Raw genomic sequence first — 24,965 nt, 5'->3', positions numbered from 1 at the left:
CCATGGGACGGCGACCTTCGGTCACTTGCCCGTGGAGGGCCCCTCCGGCGACCCCGTCGACAAGCTACCTACCAGTACGATCACTCGAAGTGAGGCTCTGACCTGGCAACACTATGAATCCAGCCCGGCGGCGACACCCCTTGGGGAGCGAGCATCCGGGCGGGAGCACGCTCGACCTGAGGGGGATCAGTGTCGGTCAACGTGGAAAATGATCTTGATATAGGGCTGCTCGGACCCCTGGAAGTCCGGTTTCGCGGGAATCCGCTTCCCATCACCGCGCCACGGCTCCAAGCGGCGCTCGGCTCTTTGCTGCTGCATGCCGACACGGTGGTGCCGCTGGACCAGCTGGTCGAGGCCGTCTGGGAGGGCGAACCGCCGTCCGATCCCGCCAACCAGGTGGCGGCCTGCATGTCCATGCTGCGCAGGACGTTCCGCGCGGCCGGATGCCGTAGGGAGCTCGTCGTCACACAGCCTCCCGGGTACCTCTTTCCGCTGACCGGCGTACGGCTGGACACGCACGTCGTACGCGAACTGCGGCTCGCGGCCCAGCGGTCCGTGTCGGAACACGACCCGGAGTCGGCGCTCACCTCCCTGCGCCGTGCACTGTCCCTGTGGCGCGGGCCGATCCTGTCCGGCATCCGCCGCCGCGCCTGGGAGCCGGAGGTGCACCGCTGGGACGAGGAACGCGCCGCACTGCGCATCGCCTGCGCCGAGATCCAGCTCGAACTCGGCCGCCACGAGGAGCTCATCGCCGACCTGTCGGCCTTCATCCAGCAGGATCCGCTACTGGAGAAGCCCCGCGGCCTCCTCATGCTGGCGCTCACCCGATCCGGGCGGCAGGCCGACGCGCTGCGGCTGTACCGCAACACCGCCGAGCTCCTCCGGGACGAACTGGGCGTCTCGCCCGGGGCCGAGCTGCAGGCACTGCACCAGCAGGTGCTCGCCGGGGGCGCCGACCCCGGCACCTCTGCCCCGCCCGCACCGCCTGCATCACCCGCACCGCGGACGTCGCCACCGGCGGCGGCCGCCCGGGGCGTCCCGGTGGGGCGTCCGGTACCTGCGGGGCGTTCCGTACCGGGCCAGTTGCCGGGGGACCTCGCCGAATTCACCGGCCGGGACCGGGAACTGGGCACGGTGAAGAGCGCGCTGACCCGTCGCTCCGGCTCCGTGCCCGTGGTCATCCTCGTAGGAGCGGGCGGTACCGGAAAGACCGCGCTCGCCGTGCACGCCGCCCACGCGCTGCGGCCGGAGTTCGACGACGGCCAGCTCTACGTGAACCTGCACGGCATGAGCGACACCCCGGTGGCGCCGGAGGAAGCACTGGCGCGCTTCCTGCGCGAACTCGGTTTCCAGGGCCCGATCCCGGAAACCCTGGACGAGCGCGCCGCGGTGTTCCGCAGCCTGGTGGCCGACCGCCGGATCCTCATCGTGCTCGACGACGCCGGCGACGCACGGCAGGTGCTTCCCCTCCTCCCCGGCACGACCAGCTGCGCGGTCGTGGTCACCAGCAGGATGCGGCTGGCCACGGTCCCCATCACCTGTTCGGTGGAGCTGGACGTCCTGGAGGAGGGCCAGGCGCTCGAACTCCTCACCGGGCTGGTGGGCCGGGAGCGGACCGAAGCGGAACCGGAGATCGCCCTTCAGCTGATCCGGTACTGCGGGACGCTGCCGCTCGCCCTCCGCATCGTGGGCGCCAAGCTGGCGGCCAAGCCGCACTGGTCGCTGCGCAAGGCCGCCTCCCGGCTGGCCGACGAGCGGCGCCGGCTCAACGAGCTGTCGCACGAGAACCTGGAAGTGAGGGCGTGCCTCGAACTGTCCTACAAGGGGATCAGCTCGCCCGCCCGGATGCTGTTCCGCCGGCTGTCGCTCCTCAGCGCCTCGGACTTCGCCGAGTGGATCTGTCCTCCCTTGGTGGACCTGCCGCTGTTCGAGGCGCAGGACCTCCTGGAAGAGCTGCTGGACGCGCGTCTCCTCGATGTGACCACCCCGGCCGGGTGTGCTCAGCCCCGGTACCGGATGCACGATCTGGTCAGGCTGTACACCCTGGCTCTCGCCGACGAGACGGAGCCGGGTGAGGAACGGGCCGCCGCGCTGCACCGCTTGGGCACGGCCGCGCTGGCCGTGGCGGACCACGCGCACCGCGTGGTGTGCGGAGGGGACTTCGCCACCGTGCACAGCCTCATCCGCAGGCCGCTGGCGGCGCCCCAGGCCCTGGAGACGATCGGCGAGCGGTCACTGGACTGGTACGAGGCGGACCGCTCCACGCTCACCGCGCTCTGCCAGAAGCTCGCCGCCGAGGGGCAGGACGAGTTGGCTTGGGATCTGGCGGCGACCTGCCGCTGCCTGTTCAGCCTCCGCTTCCACTTCGACGACTGGAGGACGACCCACGAGGTCGCCCTCGTCGCCGCGGAGCGGCACGGCAACGAACGGGGTACGGCCGTGATGCTGCTGGGGCTCGGCGACCTCCACCTCACGAAGCGGCAGTACGCCGAGGCGATCCCCCTGCTCGCCAGGTCCCAGGAGCTCTTCGAGAAGGTCGGAGACCTGTACGGGCTGGCCCTCGCCCTACGCAAGTCCGCCTGCGTGGACCGGGTCCAGGGAAGGTTCGCGCAGGCCCTGAGCAGCTGGGAGCGGGCCCTCGGGACGCTGCGGGCCGAGGGGGACCTCGAGGCCCAGGCCCAGGTGCTCCGGTGGACGGGGCAGACGCTTCTCGAGCTGGGCCGGCCGGAGGACGCCGCGCCGTACCTGGACGAGGCCAGGGTGCTGGTGACCGGATTCGGCGGGCGCAGCGCCGCACAGGTGCGGCTGAGCCTCGGCGACCTCCACCTCGCGCGGGGGGACGCGGGCCTCGCCCAGGAGGAGTTCGGCCGGGGGCTGGAGATGACGCGGCAGAACGGGGATCTGAGCGGACACTGCTACGCCCTCTGGGGCCTGGGCTGGACCGACGCGCTGGCCGGGCGGCCGGCGCAGGCGCGGGAGCGGCTGCGGGAGGGTCTGGACCTCGCCGGTACGATCCACGACCCGCTGATGGAGGCGCAGATCATGCTGGCCATGGGTGAGGTCGAGAAGCGCGCGGGCAACCTCGAGCGGGCGGCGGAGATCCTGCGGGACGGGGCCGAGCTGTGCCGCAGGATGGCGGCGCCGGCCCGCCACGACCTCTTCGTGAGCTCCTTGGCCGAACTGGGCCGCCTGTCCGACCTGACCGATGTGACCGACGTGACCGACGTGACCGATGTGACCGATGTGACCGATCTGAGCGGTCTGACCGGCGCTTCGCGCTGAGGGAGCCGGGCCGGTGCGGGCGGCCCGGCGGGCCCTCGCGGCCCCGTCAGCGCAGCGGCAGGCAGGAGACGTAGCTGCTCGTGCCCTCGCGTACGCGCAGCACGGCGGCGGGCCGCGGAACCGAGGTCACCTGGATGGTCCGCTCGTCGCTCCAGCCCTGCAGACGGAACTCGCCGTCGCCGAGGTGTTCCAGACCGCAGAAGGGGCGCCCGGCCAGGACCAGGGCCAGGGCGCCGCGGTGGACGTCGATGGCGGCGTCGATGTCCGCACCGCTCATCCCGGAGCGGATGCGGTGCCCCGGGTGCTCCCAGTTGCAGAACAGCTCCGGCAGTCTGAAGCGGGCCATGAAGGGCCGCGCCTGCGCCGGCGACAGGGGCACCTCCGGCCGCCGTCGAAGCCCCAGTACGCCGCCCGGGCCCGGGCGGAAGCCGGCGGGGAACAGGTCTTCCGTCTCCGCCGTGTGGAACAGGTCGACGATGAGATGGACGAGGTCCGAGACGTCGCGGTTCACGATCGTGTGGCTGCGCCAGGACGCCGCGAACCAAAGGGATCCCGGGGCCCAGTGCTGGCTTTCCCCGACGAACAGGCACCGGCTCCCCGCGCCCGCGGCCACCGGCAGGTGCAGCCGGCAGAACCCCCACGGGGGGCCGATCTTCGGAGTCCGCATGTCCCGGGTGCGGCTCCGGGGAGCGGCCGCCCAGAGCCGCACCCCGCGCACCGGGCCCGGCAGGCCGGCCAGGATCTCGCCGAAGTAGGGCAGTTGCCCGAGCCAGGGCGTGTCGCGGAACGTTCCGATGCCGGGGCCGCCGGTGGACGTGCGGTACGGGTCACCGTCGAGGCTGCGCAGCGGCAGCACCCGGCGCCCGTTGGCCGGGCTGAAGACGTTGCCGGAGCCGGCGGTGAACCGGGCCAGTTCCCCGGCCATGCGCTCGGCGTCGTACGCACGACCGAGCCGCACCGCGTTGGGCAGGGATGCGCCCTGGGGATCGAAGACCCGCTGGTCGATCAGCACGCCATCAGCCGAACTGGTCGAACGCGAGCTTGACGACCATGCCGCTCACGGCGACCAGCAGGACGCCCCGCACGAACCCCGAGCCGCGGCTCAGGGCGGTGCGGGCGCCCAGGGCGGCGCCCGCGATATTGCAGACCGCCATGCCGCCGGCCAGGGTCCAGAGCACGTGGCCCTGCGCCGCGAAGACGGACAGGGCGCCCAGGTTGGTGCCCACGTTGACGACCTTGGCCATCGCGGAACTCTGCAGGAACTCCAGGGAGAGGAGCCCGGTGAACGCGAGGATGAGGAAGGTGCCGGTGCCCGGCCCGAACACGCCGTCGTAGAAGCCGATCCCGCATCCGGCCAGTGCGATCACCATCATGCGCCTGCGCCGGCTGACGACGTCCGCGCCCTCCACCGCTCCGAAGCTCGGACGCAGGCTCACGAACACCGCGACGGCCACGAGCAGGGCCATGACGACGGGCCGGAACCAGTCCTTGGGCACCATGGAGGCCGACAACGCCCCGAATCCCGCGGCGGGCACGGCGAGCAGCGCGGCCGGCAGGGCGACCGAGCGGGGCAGCTTCGTCCGGCGGACGTAGGTGACGGCGGCCACGGTCGTGCCCGCGATGGCCGTCGCCTTGTTCGTACCCAGCGCCACGGCGGGCGGTAGCTGGGGAAAGGCCAGCAGCAGGGCGGGGATCAGGATCAGACCGCCGCCTCCCACCACCGCGTCGATCCAACCGGCGGCGCCCGCCACGGCCAAAAGGCCGGCTACGTCGAAAACGTCCACGTCTTCTTCCTGGTTCCTGGTTCGTGGTTCGTGGTTCCTGCCCGGCCTGCCCGGCCTACGCGGCCTACGCGGCCCGCGCGGTCCGCGCGGTCCGGAGCGCGACAGGTCAGAAGACGCCGGAGATCTGGGCGAGCTCGGGCACGACGCGACGGCCCCGCATCATGTGCTCGGCCCAGCGCGGGGTGGAGCGCAGCGAGTAGCACCGGCGCAGCCAGCGGTCCGCGCCGTCGTAGCGGGGGGTGAAGGAGGAACGGCCGTGTGCGGCGATGTGGTTGTCGACCAGGACGAGGTCTCCGCGGCTGAGGACGACATCGCGGCAGACGGTTTCCAGCGCCGCCGACAGCGCCTCCAGGGCCGCCTTGCCCTCGGCGTCCGCGGCGGTGGTGTTGTGCGAGTTGAACCGCATGAAGGACTGGCCTTCCCGGCCGAACATCACGGGGTGGGGGCCGGCCGTCGGACGGGGACCGGGGATGTTGCGGGCGAAGGAGGTGGGGTAGGCGCTGTGGAAGCGGGGGGAGCGCAGCACCCGCCGCTGCTCCTCGGTGAGCAGGGACTCGGCCTCCCGGACGGACGCCACCCGGGTGGCCGCCTCCGCGTCGTGGTCCTGGCGCAGGCACAGCAGGCCGAGGAAGTCGGGCCGCAGCGGGTGGTGCACGTTCTCCGTGTGGAAGTCGAAGGCCACCGACCCGCTGTTCTCGATCCGGGTCTCCTCGCCCCGTACGGGGTGCACGTCGTGGATGAGGGCGCCGCCCTTCTCGTCCTGGTACCCGATGAGCGAGCCCACCAGGTCGGCGACGAGCGCCATCGTTCCCGACGTGGGGTGCCCGTCCAGCGCGTTCGCCTCGTGTCCGGTGGGGGTCGGGGGGAGCTCGCCGATCCGCAGCCCGCGCAGGAGCAGGTACCCCGTGCGAGAGGTGCCCTCCGCGAAGTCGAGCAGCGGTTCGCGGACGGCCGCCGGTATGTCGAGCAGCATGTCGGCCAGCTGGGTGGTGGAGGCATCCGGGAGGGTGGCGGCCCGCGAGGACAGCTCCCACATCCGGTGGCTGTCCTCGGCGGACACCTGAACCTCGGACTGCTCCAACGCCGCCAGTTCCATCAAAAACTCCTTATCGGGAAGGGCGGACGACCCGCACGCCGCCTGCTTTCTTCCTTCACCGTAGGAGGCGTCGATGTCGAGTCGATGTCAAAGCTCTGCCATCCGCATGTTCTTGACAAACCGGCGAGAACACTTCTAATTTCGACCAGCCGATCCCCGCGCTGCCGCCCCGAACGAAGGAGTCCTCTTTTGCATGCCCTGATCGACGGCGGCAGGAACCCCGGGGAGCGTGAGCACGTTTCGGATCGCGCGTTCAGAGTCCTCAAAGCAATGCGCGATCTGGGGAACGGTCCGCATTCGCTCCGGTCCATCATCGGCCGCACCGAACTGAGCCGTTCCACGGTCCAGCGGCTCATTCAGTCGGGAATGAAGAACGAAGTCATCTGGCAACCCCGGCACGGATACTATGCACTCACGGAGAACCGTGAGAAAGCCGATCCCCATCCCTGGCAGTGCGTTCCCGCGTCGGCGTCGACACCTGGACGCCACGCTCTCGGCTTTCTCGCCGAACAGTCCGGCCACACGGCGGGGCTGCACGCGGCCGTATTGACCGACGTTCCGGTCCAGGTGTGCGTCGGTTGTCTGGACAGTCCGAACGGCGTGTCACAGCGGACGTCGCTCGGACGCCCCCGCCCGCTGGCGGAGAACGCCGCCGGGCTCGCCATCCTCGCCCACCTCGGCCTGCCCCACCCCAGACCGGGCGAGCGGCACGCCATCCGCTTCCGCGGGTGGGCCTCCTCGCCGGGTCCGGCGCCGGATTCGCAGATGATCGCGGTACCGCTGCTGCGCTTCGGGCTCCCGGTCGGCGCGCTCAGCATCACCTCGGGGACGGACGAGATCCGCGGACGGCTCGCCGCCCACGTCACCGCCCTCAAGCGGGCGGCCGGCCACTGGAACAGCCTGACCGCCCGCTCCACGGCGGCGGAAATCCGCAATTCCCAGTGTTATCCCAAGCCTGATTCTCGGGCTGATTACCGGGCTGATCTCTAGTAGACGTAACGGGTCCAGCCCTGGCCCGGAACATTCACTTCGTGACCCTTGCGGTTGACGTAGGCGAAGCCGCAGCTGACGCTCGCCGATCCGGTGCCGGAAATCGCGGATCCGGTCCGCTGGGTCTTCACCCCGTTCTCGGCGACGCATTCCACCCAGGCGCGCACCTGACGGCTGCACGGGTTACTGGACACGCGCACCGTCACGGTACCGTCCGAGGATGTCGCATTGGCGCTCGTAATACAGCTGGGGTCCGCCGCGGCCGTCGACGTGAGCGCGGGAAGGCCACTCACCACAACGGCTGCCGCCAGTCCGAGCATCGCCTTCTTCATGGGAATACGGGTGATCTGCACGATGTTTTCCAACTCTCTTTCCGCCACTGAGATCAACTTCTGCAATTGATCAAAGCGACCGAAAAGGAGCTGGTCAACGAATGCCTTCGAACAGGTCAACGCATGACCCGAACCCGGCACCACGGGTCCTGAGACGACTCAGGGCCGGTGGTCGACGACCACCGGCCCTGAGTGCTGGATGACCCGCGCCTACAGCACCGGCATCATCTTGCGGAGCTCGAAGGCCGTGACCTCGCTGCGGTACTCCTCCCACTCCTGCTTCTTGTTGCGCAGGAAGTCATGACCCCGGTACGCCACCAGGCGGGCCGCCTCCCACCCTTGACCCAACGGGGCTCAGGATGGCTGTCATTGGTCGTTGCCAGTCGTCTCCGGCCACCCTCCGACGGCCCACAGACGGCCCAGCAAGTGGGGAGCTTCGCCTCTGAGCACGACTCCGGAGGCCGTCTTGGAATCTGCTCCGACGTGCCACTGACCTGCGTAGACGGCTGCTGAAGGGTCCACACATGGCGGCATTACACGCCGGTCACACGTGGGGCTCGGGGGCCATGATCGGGATGAGTAACCGCTGGGGCGTGGCTGTCCTCGTAGAGACCAGGCTCGGCGTGTAGAGGCCGTGGTGACGGGGTCGATGTGGGTGATGCGCTGCGGTGGTGTATATGTGCGAATACCTGACGCCCATATGGACCTGAACGTAGGATCGGGCCGGATGTGAGGGGGCCTGTGGACATCAGCCAGATGCGCAATCCGTACGACTTCCGGAACCCCGTACGGGATGCCGAAGTTTTTGCTGGCCGCAAGCGGGAGAAGGGGGTCATCCGATCCGAGATCGAACAGGCAGCAATCGGTAAACCCTCCGTGTGTGTAGTCCTACACGGTCCGCGCGCTGCAGGTAAGACCAGCCTGCTCAATGCTACCGACCAGATGGCACGTGACCATGGCTTGGCTACCGTACGCGTGGAACTGATCGAGGGCGACGGCGAGCCGGTCGTGTTCTTCCGTAAGGTGTACGACGAATTGTTGGCAGTCGTTGCCGAGGTGCTGGGCGCCCGCGGTAGCGAGCTACCTTTCGAGCCTTCCGTGGTGCGAAGAGTCATGGCGGGAGTGGCTACACCCGGGCCGGACGCGAGGCTCGCTTTCCCCGAAGCCGTGGCCCTGGCTAGGATGCGGGGCGACGATCGGGTGCCGGAGCTTGCTTTGCGGGCTGACCTTGGCTTTTTCGTGGAGTTGCTCGGGTATCCCATTGCGCTGCTGGTCGACGAAGCGCAGCACCTGGCCGAGGATGCGCGTGTCCTGTCTGTTTTGAGGCTCCTCACAATCCGAGTCGACGGACTGGTTTTGGTGCTAGCTGGCACGTCTGGCCTGATTGACCAGATCAGGGCAGTCCATTCTCAGATTCTGCGTCAATTTAAAGAGATTGAAGTCAATCGCTTTGTTGAGCACGAGGATGTATGGGAATGTGTGGTGCAGCCCCTGAGTTCACGGGGTATAAGTCTCAGCCTTGCGCGGAACGGCCTAGTCGGAGAGCTTATGCAGCTCACGGACGGAAACCCCTACGAGATTCAGCTGTATTGCTATGAGATGTTCGCCCGCATGCAAGCGGGTCAGGCCGATACGATGAAGCTGACGCCCGAGGTCCTCGAAACGATCCGCTCGCTGTTGGAAAGCGGACGTAACCTCATGGAGCGTCCACTGATTAAAGCTGTCCGTTCGATGACCACGTCCGAACTGACGGTTTTCAGCATCCTGACCTCGGCGCTCGGTCGTGCGACGGCAGATCAGGCGTGGTTTGCCCATGTGGTCGCAGGAGAGCCGCTGATTAGCCGGCAGGTGTACGACGGCTACCACAGCGCCCTGGTAAAAAAGGGGGTGCTCACGTCTGATGAGATTGTCACGCTCGCCGTCGAGACGGAACTGCTCGACGAGGTCTATGTGCGTGTCTACACGGGCAGCCGACTGAAGACTGAGCCGCACGGGCAGCTCACCAGACGTGGAAGCGTCAGGGGTCTATTCGTGAATCGCATCCTCGGGCTACTGCATACCTTCGAGAAGGGTGGGCCGCTGCAAATCATGCCTACTTGCTGCCAGATGATGCAGATGGCCAACATAGAGGCGAACCTTGCAGCGCTTGAGACCTTGCCGAAGGATGGTCCAGACGCTACGCGTACGGTCGACCTCCTCCACAAGGCGGTCTTGCGGGCAGGGGAACCAGCTGCCTTGGACCTGACGTCCGTCACTTGCCAATTCGGGGAGCTATCCGTTGAACGGTGGCTGTTTTCGCCAGATGCGGAGGACGCGGTTCTCACGGACTCACCAGCGTTCGCGCAGGCCGTCAACCGAATTGCCCAGTACGGGGGTTCGTTGACGGCAGACCGGGTCCGCATCCCGCTGCGGACCTGGCCGGCCGACGAATGGTTCGGCCTGGCCACGGGGCGACTGCGTGCGAGCTTGGCTCACAACCACCGGCACACTGCATACGACGTATACCGGACTGGGGACAGAGTTGGCGCTCTGCGGCACTTTCGTGCAGCGTACGAGTTGACCCCAGCTTGGGAGTATGCCAACTCTCTCACCCATGTCTCGCTCGCTTGCGACGAAGTCGATGAGGCGCTGCGATGGTCTCGTATCGCGATGGAACTTGCCTCGACGCCAACCGACCGTGCGCTGAGCGCCTACAACGAGGCCATCGCCTACCTCAGGGCCGGCGATTTGGTGAAGGCTCGTGGATCGCTGACCCAAGCGGTGAAGGAGCTCCTGTACTTGGAGGTGAATGAGTATCCTGTCGGGTTCCTCATGGTGTCGGGTGTGGGCGAGGTCGCCGAGATTCGAGAGGAGGCCGACGCCGACCTTTGCGAGGAGGTCCGTCGTTTGCGAGAGGCGTTGGGGTTCGAGGCAGAGGTCGAACAGGTACTTGCCGAGACCTCGGATCGGCCGACAGTCGTCCTAGCCGTTGCGACCGAGTGGGCGTCCTCTCACGGTGGCCTGAGTACCTTCAACCGGAGGCTCTGTTGCGCCCTGGCGAAGGGCGGCGCTGAGGTGTACTGCGTTGTCCTGTCCGCTTCACCAGCCGAGTTGGCAGATGCTACCGGCGCGGGTGTGACGCTGCTTCCGGCGCCGCCATTTGTTGGGGAGTCGGACGGCATGCGGCTCTCTAGCCGCCCCTCATTGCCCCCTGGGGTGGTCCCAGACTTGGTCGTCGGGCATAGCCGGATAACTGGGTCTGCCGCACGGCGGCTGGCAGAAGTGTTCTATCCGGAAGCTCGACGTCTCCACTTTATACACATGGCGCCCGACGAGATCGAATGGTACAAGCCCGGGCGTGAGACGGATGCGGTGCTTCGTGCCGAGCAGCGGACGGAGATAGAGCGCGAATTGGGCATCGGAGCCTACCGGGTGGTTTCCGTGGGACCCCGCCTGCACGACCAATTCCTCACTGAGTTCACCAAGGCGCCGCTGCCGCCGCTTCGGCTGGACCCTGGCTTCGACATTGTTGGTCCATCTGGCGCCCGAACGCCGCCGGATGGGAAGCCTCTGCGAGTCCTGATGCTCGGACGTACTGAGGACTCGGAGCTCAAGGGTGTGCGGCTGGCGGCAGCCGCCTGCGGGCAGGCGGACAGGTGGCTAAACCGGGATGGTGAGCCGCGTATACGGCTCGTTGTTCGAGGTGCTCAGCCAGGAACAGGCGCGGATGAACGCGAAACCATCTCCGCATGGGCCGGAAATGCGGATCTTCAGATAGTGGTGCGGGAGTACACCGCCGAGGAAGCGACGATCGAGCATGATCTGGACACGGCGAGTTTGGTGCTCATGCCCTCGCGTTCCGAAGGCTTCGGCCTCGTCGGGCTGGAGGCGATCACCCGAGGCGTACCAGCGCTGGTCAGTTCTGCAAGTGGTCTCGGCCAGCTGCTGAGTGGGGTTCTAGGTCAGACTGCGAACCGGTTCGTAGTCCCCGTCACAGGTGACGCAGTCCAGGACGCCGGCACGTGGGCGCGGGCCGTCGACCGCATCATGCGTGATCGCGAGAGTGCCTTCCAACGTGTTGCCGAGCTGCGGGATCTCCTTAGCGAGAAGGTCACATGGGCTGCGGCCAGCAACGTAGTCCTGTCGCAGGCGCCCGCCCGGGAGTGACAGGCGCTATTCGGATCCCCAACGCGGCCCGCCACTTGCAGGGATGGAGACGTTGGTCAAACGCGGTAGAACCGGGGAGTGGTGCAGCCGGTTGTGAAGCCGAACAATCGGGACAGTCCCTGGTGGGGCTGTCCGGACCGTTTCCGCAGGTTGGAGTCTTGGCCGAACAGCCTGGCACCCCGGGGCTTGTCACACCTGGACTATTGGGGAGCGACCTCTTGGCCGCGCTCCAAGTAGCTGACCAGTCCGGCACGCCGCGCGGTCGCTGCAGCTTGGATGCGCCTGGCCAGGCGGGGGATGGTGAGGCTATCGACCGCATCAAGCGAGTGATAGGCGTACGCCCGGATCTCAGAGGTCTCCAGCTGGATCGCTCGCTCTTGCTCGGGGCTCAGGGTGCCTCCGTCGAAGATATAGAGGACCTTGTCCCCCTCTGCGGGGCTGGGTGCCCAGTCCACGGCGAGGAGGCGGCCGATGGCCGGCGCGATGCCCAGTTCCTCTCGAACCTCGCGCACGCATGCTTGGAGCGGGGACTCTCCGGTCTCGACGTAGCCACCTGGGATGTCCCGGTAGTCCTTGTACGTCGGCTCAAGCAGTAGGACCTGGCCCTGGTCATCGAAGAACAGCGCACCCGATGCCATCCTCGGGTGCGCCATCTTTGCCTCGTGCTCGTTCTCGCTCACGGGGCCGAGCCTACCCACGTCACACCACGCGGAGCCTGTCGGCCAGATCGGCGATCGGCTGCGTCGGCCGGCCCCGCGTTCCGCGGACCCAGCCGAGGACGAGTTCTCGGCTCATGTAGTGATGCCGGACCTGCTCGGGAGCGATCCGTTCAGCCTCCAGCACCATGGCGAGCGCGTCGTCCGTACGGTTCCAGGCACTGAGGGCGCGGGCTACCTCCAGGTTGTGGCGGACCCGACGCTCTACGGGGAGGCCGCTCGTGTCTACGGTCGGGCCGAGCTCCGCGGCGATCTGCATGTCGCCGAGCTCGCCGGCCGTTGCCACGCGGTGGATCGCCACGTTGGTCGGGCCGAAGGCTGTCCACATGTGGTTCGCGTCCGACCCGAGCCGAGCGGCCATCGTCTCGGCCTCCCGCAGGAAGGCTTGGGTCGTGGCTCGGTCCTCGGCCCGTGCTGCGGCCATGGAGCCGGTAAGGAACAGGGTGCCGTACACGGACAGGTAGGCCGGGGTGGCGTGGCTGAGGCCGGGCTCCAGGAATCCGGCAGCGTCGTTGACGAGCTGGACGGCGGTCTCGAAGCGGCCGGTGGACAGCAGGGAGTGCGTGACGGATCGGAACAGGGATGCGGTGATCACGTTGTCACCGCTCTGCTGTGCGGCGGCGAGTCCGCGGTCTGCCGCGATCCACGCGAGTTCGTTTTCTCCGAGCTTGCCGAGCACCATCGCGGCGCCCTGGTAGGTCAGCGCCAGCAGCCCGTTCGCTTCCTCTCGCTCAGTCCCCGAGCTGGCCCGTACGGCGAGTAGGGCGTCCGCGAGCAACAGGGGGATCTGCCGAGCGGCGAAGCCGTACCGGGACCCCTGGTAGGCGTCCCAGACCTCGCCCACGTCGGACCGCAGGGCCGCGAGCGTTGGCGGTTGGCCGTCGGCTGGCGCGCCGAGGAGTGGGGTGAGGAGCCGGTAGTCCATGAGCGCTTCACGCAGCGCGGGGACCGTGCCGCGGCCGCTCTCCTTCGACCACTCCAGGAGGGTTGGCTCCCCGATGAGGTCCCCGATGGAGACGTCCAGGGCGTGGGCAAGCGCCCGGATCACCGAGAGGCGGTCGAGTTCGATGCGGTTGTTCTCGGCTTTGCCCAGCCAGTCAGCGGTACGGCCGACCAACCCGGCAAGGACTTCTTGGGACAGGCCGCGGCGGTGGCGGTACCAAGCAACGCGTTCGCCGGTCGTCAGGTGCTGCGTCATTCCTCGCATGACTTCAGCCTCGCCTCCGTTCGCGAAGAGACCCCGGAAGGATTTTCCGGGGTCGAGCTGCGGGTGCGCCATAGCTTCGTGAACGTCCGATGCACGACGTCCTGTGGTGCCAACGGGGAGGTACTGCCGTGGCTTTGACTATCCGTGAGCGACGCCAGGTGATGGCTGCTCTTGAGCAGATCAGTGCCGAGATGTGTGACCTGACACGACGGGTGGAGCGGGTGGTGGAGTCCGTCAATCCGAGCCCCTTGTCTGCTCGACCTGTTGAAGGCGCTGGTCGAGGCGGGCCAGGTGGTCTCGGATCGCTTCGATCTGCTGCATGATCGCGGTGAACTCCCCGCTGGGCTCGGCGGGTGCCTGCCTCTCTGGCTGAGCGCGTACGAAGTAGCCGCGAGTCGAATCAGGGCGGACTACGCCCCGTTGGGCGAGTAGCTGCAGCGCTTTGGTGGCAGTGCCGGGAGCTACTCCGAAGTGCTCGGCGATCGTTCGCACGGCCGGCAGCTTCTCCCCGGCCTTGTACTTCTCCGCCTCGATGTCTCGCTGGAGATCGTCTGCGATCTTCTCGTTCACGCGGCGGGCGGCATCGGAAGTGGGCGTCATGCCTCCGATGCTAACCGGATTCCTCTCAGTTCAACCGGCACGACTGACACAACCTGTTGTGCTGCTTGTGTCAGTCGTGCTAGAACAGTCTCGTTGGCCTAGCCAACACGCACCACCTCGCCCGGAGGGCCCTCGAAAGGGGTCTGAAGGAAGCACCTGCCTGTTGAGAACTGAACAGCGTGCCAAGTGAGACGAGACGGGGCGTGACCCCCGTCCCCATGGCGACGGGCGGTCGCCGGCGGCCACTTCTTCCGCGTGCTGGCTCTGGAGAACACCCCTCGGGGTGCCACCCGGCACGTGCCGCCCTGCTGGCGTCAGAGCAGTGACGATGACGCACCCGATCCTCAGGCTCGGGACCGGATGGCCGTGGCAACGGCGCCGGTGAAGCCTCGCCCCTCCGGCTTGGAGGTTGCTGTGTTCCACCGACATCTGCGGGCGCTGGCCGTACTCGACCGGTACGGCCGGCCCGCCCTTCGCGTCACCGCTCAACCGCCGTGCGAGGCGGCCCCGGGCTTCACCGTCCGGCCCCGCTCGTACGGCCTTCTTGCCCTTCCGCAGCGCTGATGGCGCTGCGGCCGGTTGCCTCCCCCGCCCGTCCGGTGCCCTTGGCGCTGTACGGGCGGGGTGGAGGGGAGCCGCGGAGTTCGGGCTTCATTCCCGGGGCTGGTCGTCTCTCGCCAAAGACCGCGACCGCTCCGGCATCCCTTCGACTTCAGGAGAACAGTGATGCGTACGTACATCGGCGGCCAGGAGGCCGTCAGCGTCAACGAGTTCATCGAACTGGCCCTGGGTACCCCGCTGGAGCTGTGGCTCGGCGTGGAGGGTGAGAGTGCCGAGGAGCGCGCAGCCCGCCTGGACGCGGCCCGCGACATCCTCGCCGACAACCCGGACCTGCCCGACGACGTGAGCCGGGTCGCCGCCCAGGTGATCGAGGCCAACGCCCCGGAGCTGTTCAACGTCGTCCCGCTCATCCGGCCGGCTGCCCGCCGTCGGACCCGCTCCCGCAAGGGGGCCGCGGCATGAGCGCGAACCTTCGTCGGTCCCTGGACCAGTACCTGATCTGGGCCGGTTCGCTGGCGGTGCTGGTGGCCGTACCGGGCGCCGTCGCGCTGCACGAAGCCTGGCTGCTGGCAGCCGCCGGGGCTGGCTGGTGCGTCCAGCACCTCGGCTGGGCCCGGCACCGCCGCGCGATTGGCGGTGCGGCATGAACCGCACCGCCAAGGGCTTGCTGGTCGCCGCTCTCGTCGGCGTGGTCGCCATGGCCTTCCGGGTCTCCTGGAACGCTCAGCGGGACGTGGCGCGGACGGTCGGCGCGGACGGCACGGCCGCCCTGCTCTACCCGTTCGTGGTCGACGGCCTGATGGCCCTGGCCCTGGTCGCCACCCTCGTGCTCACCGGCAAGGACAAGACGTTCGCGCTGCGGGTGCTGGCCGGGTACACGGTCGCCTCGCTGGTCCTCAACTACGTGCACGGCCTGGTTCCCGAGTTGCACGGCGGTGGACGGGTGCAGTTGGCCGACTGGGACCCCGCCAACTGGGTCCTCGTGCTGCTGGCGACCTCGCTCCCGGTCGGGTCCATCTTCTTCGGCTCCGACCTGGTCGCCAAGGTCCTGCACCACCGCCCGGCCCGGATCGCAGATCTGGATGAATCAGATCAGCCCACCGTAAATCGGTTGGGGTCTGACCTGCACAAGTCGGCCCCCGCAGCCCCGGCTGCCGTAACCGAACCCCCCGCCATCGAGTCGGCCGACCCGGTGCCAGTAGGGCTGCCGCAGTCGGCCCCGGCCCTGGCTGTCGCCGCTGTGCAGCACGCTCCGCGTCGGGCGACCGGTCGGGTGCCGGAGTCGGCCCGCACACCCCGACCGACCCGCACGGCTGACGAACTCCTCGGCGAGGCCCGGTCGGCTACCGCCGACTGGCCGGACGCCGAGCTGACGGCGGAGGCGATCCGTAAGGCGGTCCGTACCTCGTCGGCCAACGGCCGCACCCTGCGCGACGCCCTCAAGGCCGAGCGTGCCGAGCAGGCGGCTGTGGTCGCGGTGGTGGCCGGATGAGCCTGACGTTCGCCCGCTGCTTCGACCCGACCGGGGCCGTCCACGGGATACCCACCTTCCCCTGGCGCCTTGCCCCGGACGGTCTCGCCACCCGGCGGCAGCTCCGGGCCCTCGGGCTCCGTCCCGGTGGCCAGGACATCGCCGGTCAGGTGCTCCGCCCGCGCTTTCGGCGGGGCCCGCTGGCTGCGTTCCTGTACCGCGTCGACCGTGCGAAGCCGGTCCGGCCGATGACCCCGGCCAAGACGGCCGCGCTGGCCAAGGCCAACACCGCCCGCCGCACCTGCCCCGAATGCCGACGTGACGCGGGATATGTGATCCCCGCCCAGCTCGGCGTGTGCATCCCTTGCGCCTACCCCGAAGGAGTCGAACCGTCGTGACTGAGATCAACCCGTTCCCGCACGCCGAAGGCCCGGACGAGAACACGGCCAAGGTGATGCCCTTCCCCAGGAAGACCCCCGGACCCGACGCCCCCGGCGTGGGGGAGGTCCGGCCCGGTGAGTGGCAGGCCGAACTCCCCGACACCGACGACGAGGCCACCGACATCGCGGACGGCGCCCCGGTCGACCCGCCCCGGGAGGTGTACCCGCCGTCGGTCGCGGAGTGGATGCAGGCCCACGACAAGACCCGACAGCCGGTCCTGCCCGACTGGGTCAAACTCCCCGACCAGCGGACCGCCGTCCGCCGCTGGGCCGCCCGCCACTACTCCACCCTCGTCGGCTACCACGCACTCCGCCTGCCGGTGGTCTACACGCCGAAGATCCTGGCCTACGCCCCCCGCGGCGCCTGGCGCTGGTCGGCTGCGGCCGGCCGCTGGGTGTTCGACGCCGAGGGCAAGAACCTGCGCCTCGCCGCCGTCCGCGCCGAGGACGCGGGGGAGTACCTGAGCCTGTCCCGTCAGCGCAACGACCGCGTCCGACTGCGCGGCATCGTCGCCACGGTCGCCGGATTCGTCGGCCTGGCCGCCGCCCTGACCATCTACGTCATGGCCCCGTCCTGGATGCTCATGCTGTCCATCGCCGCGCTGACCACCACGCTCGGCGTGGTCGGGGCCCCGGCGGACAAGCCGCTCATCGACCGGGCCAAGGTCACCTTCCGCAAGCGCCGCCTGTCCTCCGACATCATCACCCGCGCCTTCGCCGCCGCCGGCCTGACCGTGAAAGACCAGGGCATCGCCTTCCCCCGCCCGATCGGCCGCGACGGCGACGGCTGGCGAGTCGTAGTCGACCTCCCCTACGGCAAGACCTTCGAGGACGCGCTCAAGAAGCACGTGCCGCTCGCCTCGGGCATCGACATCTCACCCACCCAACTCTTCCTGGACCGCGACGAGACCAGCGCCCGCCGGGTCTCGATGTGGATCGCCGACCGCGACCCGCTCGCCGTCCCCGCCGGCCGCACCCCTCTGCTCGGCGCGACGCGGGTGGACTTCTGGAAGCCGTTCCCGTGGGGCGTGGACGAGCGCGGCAACCCGGTCATGGCCAGCATGCTGTGGCTGTCCCTCCTGGTCGGCGCCGTACCGAGGCAGGGCAAGACGTTCTCCGCCCGCACCATCGTTCTCGCCGCCGCGCTGGATCCGTACGTGCGGATCATCCTGTTCGACGGGAAGGCCTCCCCGGACTGGCGGTCCTTCTCCAAGGTCGCGCACCGGATCGGGTTCGGCATCGTTCCCCGCAACGGCTTCGACCCCGTAGAACACCTCATCAACGCCCTCACAGAGCTCAAGGCCGACGTCGAAGACCGCTACCACCGTCTCTCCGAACTGCCCCTGCACATCTGCCCCGAGGGCAAGCTCACCCCGGAGATCTCCCGGGACAAGAAGCTCAACATGCCCCTCACCATCGTCGTCGTGGACGAGGTGCAGGAGTACCTGCAGCACCCCGTCCACGGCAAGGCCGTCCTGGAGCTGCTGGTCTACCTCGCCCGCGTCGCGCCGGCCGTCGGGGTATCGGTCCTGAACTCGACCCAGAAGCCCGATGACCAGGCCTGCCCGTCCGTGCTCCGTGACCAGCACCAGGCCCGGTTCTCCCTGCGGGTCGGGTCCTGGCAGGTCTCCGATGTTGTCCTCGGCGCCGGCTCGTACTCGGAGGGCCTGGACGCCTCCCGGCTCCTGAAGTCCCACAAGGGCGTCGGTCTGCTCAAGGGCATGAGCGACGACTCGGGGATCGTGCGGACCTACCTCGGTGACGGTCGCGACGCCGACAGCATCCTCGTCCGAGCCCGCGCCCTGCGCGAGGAGGAGGGCACCCTCACCGGCGACGCGATCGGCGAGGTCCCCGCCCCCCGCAGCGCCGACGCGATCCTGGACGACATCGCCACCGTCCTCGGCCGGTCCGAGGACAAGGTGTGGTCCGAGGTCATCGTGGACCGCCTCGCCGAACTCGACCCCGGCGCGTACGGGCCGTGGGCCGAGCTGGAGGGCCGCGCGAAGGCCGACCAGCTCGGCACCGTCCTCAAGCCGTTCGGCATCAAGACCGACCAGGTGTGGGGCAAGACCGAGACCGGCAAGGGCGCCAACCGGCGCGGCATCGAGCGTCAGCACATCATCGACACCATCACCAAGCGTGACAAGAACCGGGCCGCGAAGTAGCCCGAGAGGCCGCTAGGTCTAGCAACCCATGTCGCTAGACCTAGCAACCTCGCTAGCGACCCAAACCGCACCTGATCAGGTCGCTAGCGTCTAGCGGCCCACCTGCGAGAACCCCGGAAACCTGCCCAGGAGGGCCCTTATGAGCCTTGCCCTGCTCGCTAGCGCCTGCCTACTGATCGTCACTCTCGGTTACGGCGTCAGGTGCTGGCTGTCCCCGTTCGGCACCTGCCGCAAGTGCGACGGCGTCGGCCAGCTCCTCAAGTTCGACCGCAAGGGACGACCCAAGCGCGGCAAGGTCTGCCGCCGCTGCCACGGCCACGGCATACGCGTCCGCGTCGGCCGACGCCTCCACAACCGCGCCACCCGGATCCACCGCGCCGGCACCCGCTAACCCCAAGGGAGTACCCGTCATGGCCCGCGAGAAGTTCGCGCTCACCGACAAGGACCCGCACAGCCTCGGAGAACTGGCCCGCGTCGTCTACCTCGGCGCCAAGGCCGTCCGCCGCCAGCAGCGCGGCAAGTCCACCAAGCGCATCGAGAACGAGATCGACCGCATCCGCGAGGTCGCCCAGGCCCGCGAGGACGCCCGCGCCAAGCGCCGCAAGTAGCCCCTCCTCCAACCCCGAGCAAGGAGGCCTTCCTTGGCCGTCACCATCACCCTCGTCGCCCTCTTCGGGCTCCTCCTCGCGCTCCTCCTGCGCTCCAAGACCCTCGGCGTCGGCTCCGCCTTCGTCGCCGTGATGTTCGGCTTCTACCTCGCCTCCACCGGAGCCGCCCCCGCCGTCACCGAAGTCATCAACTCGCTCATCAACGCCATACCCGACCTGTAGGAGGCACCCCTTGAACCACCACGACCCGACCCGCTGGGAGACCGCCGAGATCCACCACCCGGTCCCCATGGCCCCGGCGCCGCTGGTCGTCCAGCAGCCGCACCCGCTGCCGGACGTCCAGACGATCCAGCTCCCGGACGGCCGCATCATCACCGGCTACGCCATCGCCCCCACGAAGGCCCCCGAGCCCGTCGCGGAGCGGCCGGCCATCAACCCGCTCGCCGTCAACATCGCCCTCGGCGGCATCGGCTTCGCCGCGGCCTGCGGCGGCCTGATGCTCCTGACCACCTTCATCGCCGCCGTCGCCGCGCTGATTCAGCAGCTCGTCATCCTGGCCGCCGTCATCTTCGGCGGCTTCATCGCTGCTCAGGTCCTCGGGACCAACCACGGCCGCACCGGCGGGACGGTCGTCAACATCCGCCGGGCGGTCATCAAGCGCAACCACTTCCACAACTGAAGGAGCCCTCCATGAGCACGAGCCCCACCCTCGCCGCGACCCAGCACCCCACGCTCCACACCCAGGTGGACGGGGCCCGGTACCGGCCCGAACGCCTCACGGTGATCTCGGTTCTGTCCCACATCCGCAGCGCCCGCAAGAGCCCGCAGAACGTGGACACGGTGAACGTCTACGCCTTCACCAGCCGCGACGGCATCCCGCTCCACGTCGTCTACATCCACCACACCCCGGGCCGCTGGCACGGCGTGAAGGACGTCATCGACGTCTACGAGATCCCCACCGCCACGCTCACCGACCTGTAGCTGTGCCCGGGGCGGTCGCCTCTCACCACAAGACCGCGACCGCCCCGGCTCTCCGTCCCTTCGACAGAAACAGGAGACCACCAGCATGACCCACCCCATCGACATTCCGCGAGAGGCCACCGTCCGGCCCCCTCGCCTCCTGGCATTGGGCGCCGGGTACGGCGGCATCAGGAGCGCGACATGAGCGTGCCGACGAACGCACGAGGACACCTGCGCACGGCGCTCTGGCTCGCAGAGATCGGCCTGCCTGTCCTGCCGCTGAGGGAAGGGAAGGAGCCGTTCGGGAACTGCCCGGCCTGCACCCGCTCGGCGTGCGGGGATCGGCCCCACATGAAAGCGGCCGGCCCCTGCCAGTGCCCGGCTCCCTGCCACGCATGGGGCGCTGCCACCACCGACCCGGACATCCTCACCGGCCCGGCATGGGCCCGCGCCTGGCGTCAGGCCGGGGCCGTCGCCTACCACCCGGGCGGCGCTGGTCTGGCCGTGGTGGACCTGGACGACGCCGAGGCCGTCGCCTGGGCCCGGCAGACCCTTCCCGCCACCACGGTCGTGCCGACGACGCGGGGTGAGCACTGGATCTACCGGGGCGCCATGCAGTCGAAGAACGGGGTCCGCCCCGGGGTCGACGTGAAGTCCACGATGTCCTATGTCCGCTGGCGCGGCCCCGGCGCCGGAACGATGGCCGCGCTGCCGGACGTCGTGCGCGGGCTCGTGGTGAAGGAACCCTCCGCAAGGCAGACCCGGCCCACCATCGTGGCGGTGCCGGCCGGGGGTGGGCAGTGCCCGCACCGCTCGCCCGTCTACCTGGAACGGGGCATCGCCATGGCCGAGCAGCGCATCACCGCGGCGACCGAAGCCATCCACACGACCGTGTACGGCACGTTCCTTGCCGTGCTGTCCGCCCACGGCCGGTGCGGCTGCCTGACCGAGGTCCACACCGGACGCCTGTTCACCGCCGCGCAGGGCAAGGGCGAATCCGTCCGGCACTGCGAGGACGCCTGGACCAACGCCCGCACCGCATTGGGGATGTGACCGTGCCCGAGGACGAGAAGAACCCGGCCCGGCAGATCATCACCGACTACGCGCAGGCCCACTTCCGGTACTTCCGAACCACCGAAGGCACCGTCTACGCGCAGAAGAACGGCCACCCCGTCGCCCGCCCGATCCGCTCCCAGGGAACGACCGGCAGCCACCGGCAGGAACTCATGGTCGGCCTCTACAACGACAGGGTCGGCTCCTTCAACGGCACCGCACTCAAGGAGGCATTGGACTTGATCGAAGCACTCGCCCTCAGCCAGGACGTACAGGCCACCCACATTCGCGTCGCCCCCGGGTTCGACGGCGCGACCTGGCTCGACCTGGGCCGCGACGACGGCCAGTCCGTCCGCATCCACCCCACCGGCTGGGACATCCGCACCCCCGACCCGCGCGAGGTCTGCTGGCGACGCACCCAGCTCACCGGCGAACTGCCCCTTCCCGAGAGGGACACCGACGGGAAGGGCATCGACGCTCTGCTGAGGCTGTGCAACTTCGCCGGGGCAGAGAGCGAGTGCCTGGCCGTCGCCTGGGTCATCGGCTGCCTGGAACCGTCCGTGCCCGTCCCCGCGCCGTTCCTCACCGGCCCCCAGGGCGCCGGCAAGTCCACCGCGGCTCGCATGCTGATGCGGATCGTGGAGGGCATGACCGGCGACCTTCGGCGCGCGCCGAAGGACGAAGAGAACCTGATCACGGCCGTGGCCGCCGGATGGATCACCGCCCTGGACAACCTCTCCCACCTGCCGCCGGACCTGTCCGACCTGATGTGCTGCATCGTCACCGGAGCAGAGAGCATCAAGCGCGCCCTGTTCAGCGACGGCGACGTCTACCGCTCCCGCTACCGCCGGCCCCTGCTGCTGACCGGAATCGACGTGGGCATCATCCGTCCCGACCTCGCCGAACGCCTCTTGCCCCTGCGCCTGGTGCGGCCCCGGGTGCGGCGGACCGAGGCGGAGCTGTGGGCGGAGTACGCGCAGGTGCTGCCGGTGATCCTCGGCTCGCTGCTGGACCTCACCGTCAAGGTCCGGGCCGCCGACGCCGACATCCCCGCAGACCTGCGCATGGCCGACTTCGCGCACCTGTGCGCGCAGCTCGACGCCGCGAGCGGCTTCGGGGCCCTGAATGCCTACCGGGCGGGCCTGGACGAACTCAACGACGACGTGATCGAGGGCGACCTCATGGCGCAGACCGTCCTCAAGCACGCCGCCGGCACCGAGCCGGGCGAGGAAGTCCGGATGACCTCGGCCGAGTGGCTGCACGCCATCACCCAGCTCTACGCCGGCGAGGACTTCCGTCCCCTGCCCAAGGGGTGGCCCACCACGGGCAAGGTCTTCTCCGACCGCCTCAAGCGCCTTCAGCCGACCCTCGCCGCACGCGGCGTCCTCGTCGACTGGGGCCGCACCAAAGCCGCCCGCTACATCGCCATGACCCGACCCGCCCCCGAGCCGCCGGGCCAGCAGCAAGAGGCGTTCTGACCCGCGCCCCCAGGGCCGCACCCGTACAAGCAAGAGGAGCACGCCCCGCCGGGCGGGGGTGCTCCTCTTGCCTGTCCGGAGGCTTGCCGCCGCCGCAAGAGGTCGTGCCGCGAAGCGGCCCCTGCTTCGCCTTGAGCGGGGGTGCACCACAACAGAAACCACCCCGCTCTTTTTCCTAATAGAAGAGATGCTGCGTCACCCGCGTCACCAGAGGCCCCTAAACGGCCTTTGAGCTGCGAATACGCGGGTGACGCAGACGGCCAACGGCTGCGTCATCCTGCGTCACCTGCGTCACCTGCGTCACCGCCTCCGATACTCGAAGACGCGCGGTGACGCAGCCGGTGACACACAGCCCCTCACTGCGTCACCCCAAAACCGCAGGTCAGAACGGTAAATGACGCAGATGACGCGATGACGCAGAAATCCGGGGCTCGGACAGCACGCGAACCCCGCACCCACCACTCCTCGCCCCGCCAACCCCCGCCGGAGGAGCCATGCCCGCCCCCAGCGACCCCCACGCCACCCTGCGCGGCGGCCTTCCCGACCGCTACCTGAACCCCGACGACGTCGCCGAACTCCTCGACGTGCCGGTGGAAACCCTCTACCAGTGGCGCAAGAAGCGCACCGGCCCGCCCGGATTCCGCGTCGGCAAGCACACCCGCTACGACCCCGTCGACGTCTATGGCTGGATCGCCGAACAGAAGCGCAAGGACATCAGCCAAGCCGCCTGACCCCACCACCATCACCGCCGAGGGCGGGCCCGCCCGGGCCCGCCCTCCCTGCTTCCCAGAAAGGCCCAACGTGGCAGGCCACATCCAAGACCGCTGGTACAAGACCGAGCAGGGCCCCGACGGCAAGGCCAAGCGGGTCAAGAGCGACCGGCACGGGAGCGGCATGCGGTACCGCGCCCGGTTCATCGGACCGGACGGGACCGAGAAGTCGAAGAGCTTCCCCGACAGGCAGAAGCGGCTCGCCGAGAAGTGGCTGGCCCACATCGAGGCGGACATGTCCCGGGGGCAGTACATCGATCCCAGCGCCGGCCGGATCACGTTCCGGGAGTACGGAGAGAAGTGGCTCGCGTCGCTGACAACGGACGTGACCACGCGGTCGTCTGTCGAGGTGCAGATCCGCAAGCACGCCTTTCCCTACCTCGGTACGCGGCCGCTCGACTCGTTCCGGCCGGAGCACATCCGCGACTGGCTCAGCGAGCTGGAGCAGGTTCTGCGGGTCTCCTCGTACAGGCGCGTCATCTTCGCGAGCGTGTCAGCCGTACTCGCGGCCGCGGTGGATGACGAGTTGCTGGCGAAGAACCCGTGCAAGGCCCGTACCGTCCGGGCCCCCGCTCCGGTCGCTCCGCGGGTCAGGCCGTGGACGCCCGAGCGACTCTTCGCCGTCCGGGCGGCGTTGCCGAAGCGGTACCGGGCGGTGGCCGATGCCGGCGGGGGGCTGGGGCTCAGGCAGGGTGAGATCTTCGGCCTGCAGGACGACCCCGAGGACTTCCGCGGTGAATGGCTACGGGTGGCCAATCAGGTGAAGGTGGCGAACGGGCACCTCGTCTTCGGTCCGCCCAAGCGGGAAAAGGAACGGGATGTGCCGCTCCCCCGCCGTATCGGGCAGGTGCTGCGGGAGCACCGCGAGGAGTTCCCGCCGGTGGAAGTGACGCTTCCCTGGCTGAAGCCGGACGGGCCGCTCGTCACCAAGCGGCTGCTGTTCTCCCTCCCGGGCGGGGGCGCGGTGCGGCGCACCGACTTCAACACTCGGGTGTGGAAGTTCGCCCTCGTGCAGGCCGGCGTCATTCCGCAGCCGCGGCCGGGCGAGCGCCACCAAGCCGCGCGCGAGCACGGGATGCACGCGCTGCGGCACTTCTATGCGTCCGTCCTGCTGGACTCCGGGGAGAACGTCAAGGCCCTGAGCACGTACCTCGGACACGGCGACCCCGGCTTCACGCTCCGGGTCTACACGCACCTGATGCCGAGCAGCCACGAGCGCACCCTGCGGGCCGTCGATGAGGTCTACCGGGCGGCCGATCCGGCACCTGACGGCCCACAGACGGCCCAGGAGGGTTGAAACGGGTCC

Annotated in this window: 24 protein-coding genes and 1 pseudogene; 17 read left to right on the top strand and 8 right to left on the bottom strand. The window is 69.0% G+C overall.

The genetic code is table 11. From position 1 onward, the window contains the following. Window positions 1–306: 306 nt before the first annotated feature. Window positions 307–3,282 (top strand): AfsR/SARP family transcriptional regulator, encoded by a 2,976-nt coding sequence (locus OG904_RS22110; protein ID WP_405493554.1) that lies wholly within the window; start codon window positions 307–309, stop codon window positions 3,280–3,282. 46 nt (window positions 3,283–3,328) lie between these two features. Here the strand turns inward: OG904_RS22110 and OG904_RS22105 are convergent, their stop codons facing one another. From OG904_RS22105 to OG904_RS22095, 3 genes are all read right to left on the bottom strand, one after another. Next, window positions 3,329–4,294 carry a hypothetical protein gene (locus OG904_RS22105; protein WP_405493553.1) on the bottom strand — a complete coding sequence of 322 codons (966 nt, stop codon included), beginning with the start codon at window positions 4,292–4,294 and terminating at the stop codon, window positions 3,329–3,331. Window positions 4,295–4,298: 4 nt separating this feature from the next. Further along, complete coding sequence (locus OG904_RS22100) at window positions 4,299–5,066, bottom strand: TSUP family transporter (protein WP_405493551.1); 768 nt, start codon at window positions 5,064–5,066, stop codon at window positions 4,299–4,301. Between the two features lie 106 nt (window positions 5,067–5,172). Next, window positions 5,173–6,162, bottom strand: coding sequence for a TauD/TfdA family dioxygenase (locus OG904_RS22095; protein WP_405493549.1), 990 nt, complete (start codon window positions 6,160–6,162; stop codon window positions 5,173–5,175). Window positions 6,163–6,351: 189 nt separating this feature from the next. Between OG904_RS22095 and OG904_RS22090 the strand changes: the two genes are divergently transcribed. Beyond that, window positions 6,352–7,152 carry a helix-turn-helix domain-containing protein gene (locus tag OG904_RS22090; RefSeq protein ID WP_405493547.1) on the top strand — a complete coding sequence of 267 codons (801 nt, stop codon included), beginning with the start codon at window positions 6,352–6,354 and terminating at the stop codon, window positions 7,150–7,152. Here OG904_RS22090 and OG904_RS22085 read toward each other — a convergent pair. Together OG904_RS22085 and OG904_RS22080 are read right to left on the bottom strand one after the other, a co-directional pair. Next, window positions 7,149–7,604, bottom strand: coding sequence for a hypothetical protein (locus OG904_RS22085; RefSeq protein ID WP_405493545.1), 456 nt, complete (start codon window positions 7,602–7,604; stop codon window positions 7,149–7,151). The genes OG904_RS22090 and OG904_RS22085 overlap by 4 nt on opposite strands. 90 nt (window positions 7,605–7,694) lie before the next feature. Then, window positions 7,695–7,781, bottom strand: a pseudogene (locus OG904_RS22080) (glutamine synthetase); the annotation flags it as partial. 444 nt (window positions 7,782–8,225) lie between these two features. Between OG904_RS22080 and OG904_RS22075 the strand changes: the two are divergent. Next, complete coding sequence (locus OG904_RS22075) at window positions 8,226–11,630, top strand: glycosyltransferase (protein WP_405493543.1); 3,405 nt, start codon at window positions 8,226–8,228, stop codon at window positions 11,628–11,630. A 200-nt stretch (window positions 11,631–11,830) separates the two neighbouring features. Here the strand turns inward: OG904_RS22075 and OG904_RS22070 are convergent, their stop codons facing one another. The 3 genes from OG904_RS22070 to OG904_RS22060 all read right to left on the bottom strand — a co-directional run bounded on the left by OG904_RS22070 (window position 11,831) and on the right by OG904_RS22060 (window position 14,153). Then, window positions 11,831–12,310 carry an NUDIX domain-containing protein gene (locus OG904_RS22070; RefSeq protein WP_405493541.1) on the bottom strand — a complete coding sequence of 160 codons (480 nt, stop codon included), beginning with the start codon at window positions 12,308–12,310 and terminating at the stop codon, window positions 11,831–11,833. Window positions 12,311–12,329: 19 nt separating this feature from the next. Beyond that, complete coding sequence (locus OG904_RS22065) at window positions 12,330–13,553, bottom strand: helix-turn-helix domain-containing protein (RefSeq protein WP_405493539.1); 1,224 nt, start codon at window positions 13,551–13,553, stop codon at window positions 12,330–12,332. A 234-nt stretch (window positions 13,554–13,787) separates the two neighbouring features. Continuing rightward, entirely contained in the window at window positions 13,788–14,153 is a 366-nt protein-coding gene (locus OG904_RS22060) for a winged helix-turn-helix domain-containing protein (protein ID WP_405493537.1), read from the bottom strand. Between the two features lie 726 nt (window positions 14,154–14,879). Here OG904_RS22060 and OG904_RS22055 point away from each other — a divergent pair. The 14 genes from OG904_RS22055 (at window position 14,880) to xerC (ending at window position 24,956) form a co-directional block, all read left to right on the top strand. Beyond that, entirely contained in the window at window positions 14,880–15,176 is a 297-nt protein-coding gene (locus tag OG904_RS22055) for a hypothetical protein (RefSeq protein ID WP_405493535.1), read from the top strand. Then, on the top strand, window positions 15,173–15,361 hold the full coding sequence (locus OG904_RS22050; protein ID WP_405493533.1) for a hypothetical protein: 189 nt from the start codon (window positions 15,173–15,175) through the stop codon (window positions 15,359–15,361). The genes OG904_RS22055 and OG904_RS22050 overlap by 4 nt, the downstream gene beginning before the upstream one ends. Next, complete coding sequence (locus tag OG904_RS22045) at window positions 15,358–16,206, top strand: DUF2637 domain-containing protein (protein ID WP_405493531.1); 849 nt, start codon at window positions 15,358–15,360, stop codon at window positions 16,204–16,206. The genes OG904_RS22050 and OG904_RS22045 overlap by 4 nt, the downstream gene beginning before the upstream one ends. Beyond that, window positions 16,203–16,583, top strand: coding sequence for an RRQRL motif-containing zinc-binding protein (locus OG904_RS22040; RefSeq protein ID WP_405493529.1), 381 nt, complete (start codon window positions 16,203–16,205; stop codon window positions 16,581–16,583). Before OG904_RS22045 ends, OG904_RS22040 begins: the two co-directional genes overlap by 4 nt. Further along, a complete protein-coding gene (locus OG904_RS22035; RefSeq protein ID WP_405493527.1) occupies window positions 16,580–18,790 on the top strand; it encodes a cell division protein FtsK in 2,211 nt (736 codons plus the stop codon). Before OG904_RS22040 ends, OG904_RS22035 begins: the two co-directional genes overlap by 4 nt. 139 nt (window positions 18,791–18,929) lie before the next feature. Then, window positions 18,930–19,181, top strand: coding sequence for a hypothetical protein (locus OG904_RS22030; RefSeq protein WP_405493525.1), 252 nt, complete (start codon window positions 18,930–18,932; stop codon window positions 19,179–19,181). A gap of 19 nt (window positions 19,182–19,200) precedes the next feature. Beyond that, window positions 19,201–19,398: a hypothetical protein gene (locus tag OG904_RS22025; protein ID WP_271244203.1), complete on the top strand. Its 198-nt coding sequence runs from the start codon at window positions 19,201–19,203 to the stop codon at window positions 19,396–19,398. Between the two features lie 33 nt (window positions 19,399–19,431). After that, complete coding sequence (locus tag OG904_RS22020) at window positions 19,432–19,620, top strand: hypothetical protein (RefSeq protein ID WP_271244202.1); 189 nt, start codon at window positions 19,432–19,434, stop codon at window positions 19,618–19,620. A gap of 10 nt (window positions 19,621–19,630) precedes the next feature. After that, window positions 19,631–20,077, top strand: coding sequence for a hypothetical protein (locus OG904_RS22015; protein WP_405493522.1), 447 nt, complete (start codon window positions 19,631–19,633; stop codon window positions 20,075–20,077). An 11-nt stretch (window positions 20,078–20,088) separates the two neighbouring features. After that, window positions 20,089–20,379, top strand: a complete 291-nt coding sequence (locus OG904_RS22010; RefSeq protein WP_405493520.1) for a hypothetical protein — start codon at window positions 20,089–20,091, stop codon at window positions 20,377–20,379. A gap of 180 nt (window positions 20,380–20,559) precedes the next feature. Beyond that, window positions 20,560–21,411, top strand: a complete 852-nt coding sequence (locus tag OG904_RS22005) for a bifunctional DNA primase/polymerase (RefSeq protein ID WP_405493518.1) — start codon at window positions 20,560–20,562, stop codon at window positions 21,409–21,411. A 2-nt stretch (window positions 21,412–21,413) separates the two neighbouring features. Then, window positions 21,414–22,889, top strand: coding sequence for an ATP-binding protein (locus tag OG904_RS22000; RefSeq protein WP_405493516.1), 1,476 nt, complete (start codon window positions 21,414–21,416; stop codon window positions 22,887–22,889). 494 nt (window positions 22,890–23,383) lie between these two features. Continuing rightward, a complete protein-coding gene (locus OG904_RS21995) occupies window positions 23,384–23,620 on the top strand; it encodes a helix-turn-helix transcriptional regulator (RefSeq protein WP_405493514.1) in 237 nt (78 codons plus the stop codon). A gap of 70 nt (window positions 23,621–23,690) precedes the next feature. Further along, window positions 23,691–24,956, top strand: coding sequence for a tyrosine recombinase XerC (xerC, locus tag OG904_RS21990; protein WP_405493512.1), 1,266 nt, complete (start codon window positions 23,691–23,693; stop codon window positions 24,954–24,956). The last annotated feature ends 9 nt before the right edge of the window (window positions 24,957–24,965 follow it).

The sequence above is a fragment of the Streptomyces sp. NBC_00096 genome (assembly GCF_045041305.1).
In the GTDB taxonomy this organism is placed as follows: domain Bacteria; phylum Actinomycetota; class Actinomycetes; order Streptomycetales; family Streptomycetaceae; genus Streptomyces.
Note: the sequence above shows the minus strand (reverse complement) of the source record. Positions and strands in the feature narration are given on the sequence as shown.